Genomic DNA, 5,743 nt, shown 5'->3' with positions numbered 1-5,743 from the left:
GGCGGGGGGGGTTGTCCGCTTCCGTGTGGGGGGGGGGGCGCCCGGCCCCCCTGGTCCGGGGCGCCCCCTGACCCCCCTTCCGGCGCACGCGGGGGGGGCGGGCCGGGTTGTCCCGGGCCCGGCCCCGCTCTCGTGTGACAGAGTCCGGTCAGGCCTCGGACGACTTGCTGATCTCCCAGAACCGGAAGACGGTCGAGGGGTCCAGGGTCCATTCCAGGCCGGAGACCCCGTCGCGGGCCACGGCGTACTGCTTGCCCTGCCAGAGCGGGATCATCGGCACGTCCTGCGCGACGATGTCCTGCAGCTCCCGGAATTCGCCCTTGGTGGCGCCCCGGTTCGGCTGGTCGGCCGTCTTGGGCAGCAGCCGCCCGGTGATGGTGGGCGAGCTGTAGTGGTTGGCCACCACGCTGTCCTTGCCGAAGAACGGCGCGGTGAAGTTGTCGGGGTCCGGATAGTCGGGGACCCAGCCCTTGACGTAGGCACCGAACCGGCCGGAGGCCACGCCCTGCTCGTACTCCTTGGTGGGCAGGGTGCGCACCTTGGCGTCGAACAGGCCGCTGTCGTTGAGCTGTTGGGCGATTTCCTCGAAGGCCGGGACGGTGCCGGGGCCGAAGCGGTCGGGGGTGGCCCACAGGGTGAGCGGCACCTTGCCGTTGAAGCCGGCGGAGCGCAGCGCCTCCTTCGCCTTGTCGGGCTTCGGGCTGTCGCCGTAGGCGTTGAAGAAGGAGGTGCTGTGGCCGGTGATGCCGGCCGGGACGATCGAGTACAGCGGCACCGCGGTGCGCTGGTAGACGTCCCGGACCAGGGTCGAGCGGTCCAGGAGGTAGGCGATCGCCTTGCGGACGCCCAGCTTGCCGGCGACCGGGTCCTTGAGGTTGAAGACCAGGTGCATGACCTCGGCGCTGGCGCCCTCGACGACCTGGGTGCCGTGCTGCTGCTTCAGCGAGGCGTTGTCGAGTGCCGCGATGTCCTTCATGGACAGACCGCGGTAGGCGACATCGACATCGCCCTTCTCGACGGCCGTCTTGAGCTTGTCGGGGCGGTTGAAGAACTTCACGGTCATCCCGGAGTTCTTGACCTTGGCCGGACCCTTGTACGAGCCGTTGACGCCGAAGACGGCCTTCTGGGAGCTGTACTCCTTGAGGGTGTAGACGCCGGAGCCGGTGGCCTTGCCGTCGGTGCGCAACCGGTCGGCGGGGTAGTCGGCGTGATCGACGATCGAGCCGGCGCCCGAGGCTATCTTCATCGGGAACGTCGCGTCGGGCGTCTTCAGCCGGAAGATCACGGTCTTGGCGTCCGGCGCCTCGACCTTGTCGAGCGCGGAGAACATCACGGCGGGGCCGTTGCTGTCCTTGATGCGCCGGGTGCGGTCGAAGGAGTACTTGACGTCCTTGGAGGTCAGCGCGTCACCGTTGCTGAACTTGAGACCGTCCTTGAGGGTGCAGCGGTAGACCTTGCTGTCGCCGTCGGTGAAGCCACAGCGTTCGGCGGCCTCCGGCTCGGGGGTGGTGCCTCCCTTGGGGAAGCTCAGCAGGGACTGGAAGACGTTGTTGAACAACAGCCATGATCCCGGCTCGTAGCCGGATGCCGGGTCGGTCGACTGGACCTTGTCCGTCATTCCCATGACCAGGGGTTCGCCGCTGCCGGCCGCCCCCGAGTCGTCCGTGCCGCATCCGGCGAGCGCGAGCAGGGCTGTGGCCAGCCCCGCTCCGATCGGGGCGGCCAGCCACTGGTCACGCTTCCTCACTAAACGGTCCTCACGTTCTGGGTGGTGCCTGTCGGGCCGCAGCGGGGAGGCCGCGGCGGGTGTGTGCTGCATCGGCCGGGTCCCCGGGCTCAGTTCGCGACGCCGCGGCCGAGCTCCCAGATCTGCAGCGACGAGGAGGAGTTGAGGGCCCACTCGATACCGGTGACGTCATCGCGAGCGACGACGTACTGCTTGCCCTGCCACAGCGGGAGGAGCGGCACATCGTCGGCGATGAGGTCCTGCGCCTGCTTGAAGTTCGCCGCGGCGGCGTTGCGGTCGGTCTGCTGCCGGCTGTTCGGGATCAGCTGCGACTCGATCTTGGAGTTGCGGTAGGGCGAGCCGAGGAAGTTCTGCTTGCCGATGAACGGCGCAATGTAGTTGTCCGGGTCCGGGATATCGGCGAACCAACCCATGTTGTAGACGCTGTACTTGCCGTCCAGGGAGTCGGTCCGGAACTGCTGCCAGCTGTCGACGCCCTTGACCTTGATGTCGAACAGCTTGGTGCTGTTGAGCTGGCTCTGCAGCGCACGCACTTCCTTGGCGGTGCTGGAGCCGTAGTGGTTCGTGGTGTACGTGAGGGTGAACTTCACCGGGGTGGTGATATGCGCCTGCTGCAGCGTCTTGCGGGCGGCGGCGGCGCTGGGGTTCCCGTACTTGGTGAAGAACGAGTTGATGTGACCGGTGAGACCGGTGGGAACCATCGAGTAGAGGGGGTCGCCGGTGTAGGAGTAGACGTCGCGCACCAGCTCCGAGCGGTTGACGATCTGCGCCATCGCCTTCCGCACGGCCTTGTTGGAGACGGCCGGGTCCTTGGTGTTGAAGGCGAGGTAACGAATCTCCTGGCCCGGCATCTCCTGGAGCATGATGTGCTTGTCGCGGGCGTTCTCCAGGCTCCTGATCTGGTCGGGCGACAGCCCGCGGTACATCAGATCGACATCGCCCTTGCGCAGCGCCTGCTCCGTCACCTTGGAGTCGGCGAAGAAGCGCATCTCGACCTTGTCGTTCCGCACGTTCACCCCGCCCTTGTAGGTGGGGTTCTTGGTGAAGGTGGCCTTGGTGATGCGGTTGTTCTTGCGCTCCGTCTTCAGCGTGTACGGGCCGGAGCCGACCACGTCGAAGCCGCTGTAGAGGCGGCCCTTCGGGTACACCTCGCCGTCGACGATGGCGGCGGCGGGGGTGGCGAGCTTCTGCGGGAAGGTGGCGTCCGGCTTGGTGAGGTGGAAGACCACCTCCTTGTCGCTGGGCGTCTCGACCTTGTCGATGTCATCGAGCAGCGACACCGGACCGTTGGTGTTGTTGATGGTCCGCATGCGGTCGATGGAGAACTTGACGTCCTGCGCCGTCAGGGCGTGCCCGTTCGAGAACTTCAGGCCACTGCGCAGGGTGCAGCGGTACTGCTCGTTCTGGGTGTCGCGGAACCCGCAGGACTCGGCGGCCTCGGGCACCGGCGCGTTGCCGGTCCTGGGCAGCCGCATCAGGGTCTGGAGGGTGCCGCGCAGCATGTTCCACGCATCGACGTCATAGGCCTGCGACGGGTCGAGCGGGGCGGGCGCCGCCTTGGTCGCCTCGATCTGGGAGGCGACTCCCACCACGATCGGATCGCCGCCTTCGCCCGCGCCGTCCGTGCTGCCACAGGCTGCGAGAACGGGGGCGAGGAGACCGGCCAGCGCCGGCAGCACCAGGGTCTTGCGATTCATCGTCGGCAGGTTCCTTATCAGCGCAGAGGTGTTGCTCGCGTCGACATTAGTAGGAACGGCCAGCCGCGCTCAGACACAAAGGAGTTGATTCGATATGGCTTCCGGATAACCACGGGTGGGTGATCGATATCCGGACGGTGGAACGATTCGCACGTTGCTCCACCAATCCGGACACTTAACCCCGCTTAACACCCCCGACGGCCCCTCTGGAACACCACAGGGCCCCACTGTCGACGGCCCGGCACGTGAGAAACGTCACGCATTCAAGGATCCGTGACGAGGCAACAATTCGGTCAGCGCATTCGTCACGGAAAATGAGCGGGCCGCTCCCCTCAGTTCTGAGGAGCTTTCTCCGGGACACGCTCAGTGCACGACTCGACGGCTTTCCGTGATGAGCGTTCGGAGAAATGGCAGATCGACTTCTACCAGCGAGGGCACGACCGTACGGCCCGCCGCCGGCGGGATCGGTGTCACCGAGGGCACCGCGACGACCGGGCAGCCCGCCGCCTCACCTGCGGTCACGCCGGTCAGGGTGTCCTCGATGACCGCGCAGCACGCCGGGTCGGCCCCCAGCCGCGCGGCGGCCGTCAGATACGGGTCCGGGTGCGGTTTGGTGCGCTCCAGGTCATCGCCCGCCAGGGTCAGCCGGAAGTTCTCCGGGCCCAGCGAATGCAGCATCTGGTCGACGATGGCGCGGTGCGAGGCGGAGACCAGCGCGGTCGGCACCTCATGGGCGGCCAGCTCGGCCAGCAGCCTGCGGGCGCCCGGCATCAGGGAGACGCCACGCCCGATCCGGGCCAGGAAGGCGGCGTTGAGGAGCACGCTGAGCTCGGTCAGGCTGATGTCGACGCCGGTGGCTTGAATCAGATACCCGGCACTGCGGGTCATCGGTCCGCCGACCACGACCTCGCGGTGTGTGTCGTCGAGGATGTGGCCGAGTTCGGCAAAGACTTCCGCCTCCGCCTCCCACCAGAATCCCTCGGTGTCGACGAGCGTGCCGTCCAGATCGAGGAATACGGCTTGGAGGGTCGCGGCTTCGGCCGTTCGGGTGCCGACTGCGGGGATGCTGCTGGTCATCCATCCACCTCCGTTACGACGTCCCCGAAGGGACGAAAGGGCCGGCCGCCATCCCCGGCTGGGGAAACGACCGGCCACTACCGGACCGATAAGTGTACGACGGTACGGGCCGAAATGCGTGGTGCTGGAGGTCGGGGCCGTCCTGAGGGGGATCCCGGGCGGTCCCGGCCCGCGCACGCGGAATCACCGAGCGCTACAGGGATTCCCGGATTCCCGGGGCGGTCTGCTGCCGCCCCGGGAAGGGTTCACCCCGCTACCGCGCGTTGAAGTACTTCGCCTCCGGGTGGTGGATGACGATCGCGTCGGTGGACTGCTCGGGGTGCAGCTGGAACTCCTCGGAGAGCTCGACACCGATCCGCTCCGGCTGCAGCAGGTCGGCAATCTTGGCGCGGTCCTCCAGGTCGGGGCAGGCGCCGTAGCCCAACGAGAAGCGCGCGCCGCGGTACTTGAGCGCGAACATGTCCTCGACGTCGGCCGGGTCCTCGCCCGCGAAGCCCAGCTCGGCACGGACCCGGGCGTGCCAGTACTCGGCCAGGGCTTCGGCCAACTGGACGGACAGGCCGTGGAGTTCGAGGTAGTCGCGGTAGGAGTTGGCCTCGAAGAGTTCGGCGGTGGCGCCGCCGATCTTCGAGCCGACGGTGACGACCTGGAGGCCGACGACATCGGTCTCGCCGGTCTCCTCGGGGCGGAAGTAGTCGGCCAGGCACAGGCGCCGGCCGCGGCGCTGGCGGGGGAAGGTGAAGCGGGTGCGTTCGGTGCCGTCCTCGTGCAGCAGGATCAGGTCCTCGCCCTTGGACACGCACGGGAAGTAGCCGTGCACGACGGCCGCTTCCAGCAGATTCTCGGTCTGCAGCTTGTCGAGCCAGCCGCGCAGCCGGGGGCGGCCCTCGGTCTCCACCAGCTCCTCATACGTCGGCCCGTCACCGGTGCGGGCCTGCTTGAGACCCCACTGACCCTTGAACAGCGCACCCTCGTCCAGCCAGGACGCGTAGTCGGCGAGCTGGATGCCCTTGACGACGCGGGTCCCCCAGAACGGCGGCTCCGGGACCGGATTGTCGAGGGCGACGTCGGAGCGCACCGCGCCCTCGGGCTCCTCGACCTCCAGCACGGCCGTGTCCCGCTTGGGCACCCGGCGTTGCTTGAGGTCGGGGAGGGTGGCGCCGGGCACGCCGCGCTTGACGGCGATCAGGGCGTCCATCAGGCGCAGGCCCTCGAACGCGTC

At 67.9% G+C, this 5,743-nt stretch carries 4 protein-coding genes; all 4 read right to left on the bottom strand.

What is annotated here, in order from left to right:
* Positions 1–148: 148 nt before the first annotated feature.
* Positions 149–1,747 (bottom strand): ABC transporter substrate-binding protein, encoded by a 1,599-nt coding sequence (locus tag ACWGI6_RS17330; RefSeq protein ID WP_453268298.1) that lies wholly within the window; start codon positions 1,745–1,747, stop codon positions 149–151.
* Positions 1,748–1,836: 89 nt separating this feature from the next.
* Positions 1,837–3,444, bottom strand: a complete 1,608-nt coding sequence (locus tag ACWGI6_RS17325; RefSeq protein ID WP_453268297.1) for an ABC transporter substrate-binding protein — start codon at positions 3,442–3,444, stop codon at positions 1,837–1,839.
* A gap of 363 nt (positions 3,445–3,807) precedes the next feature.
* Positions 3,808–4,521, bottom strand: a complete 714-nt coding sequence (locus ACWGI6_RS17320; RefSeq protein WP_453268296.1) for an HAD family hydrolase — start codon at positions 4,519–4,521, stop codon at positions 3,808–3,810.
* A 253-nt stretch (positions 4,522–4,774) separates the two neighbouring features.
* Positions 4,775–5,743 (bottom strand): vitamin B12 dependent-methionine synthase activation domain-containing protein (locus ACWGI6_RS17315; RefSeq protein ID WP_453268295.1); only part of this gene is annotated, 969 nt, incomplete at its 5' end.

This window comes from Streptomyces sp. NPDC054786 (assembly GCF_053611685.1).
Note: the sequence above shows the minus strand (reverse complement) of the source record. Positions and strands in the feature narration are given on the sequence as shown.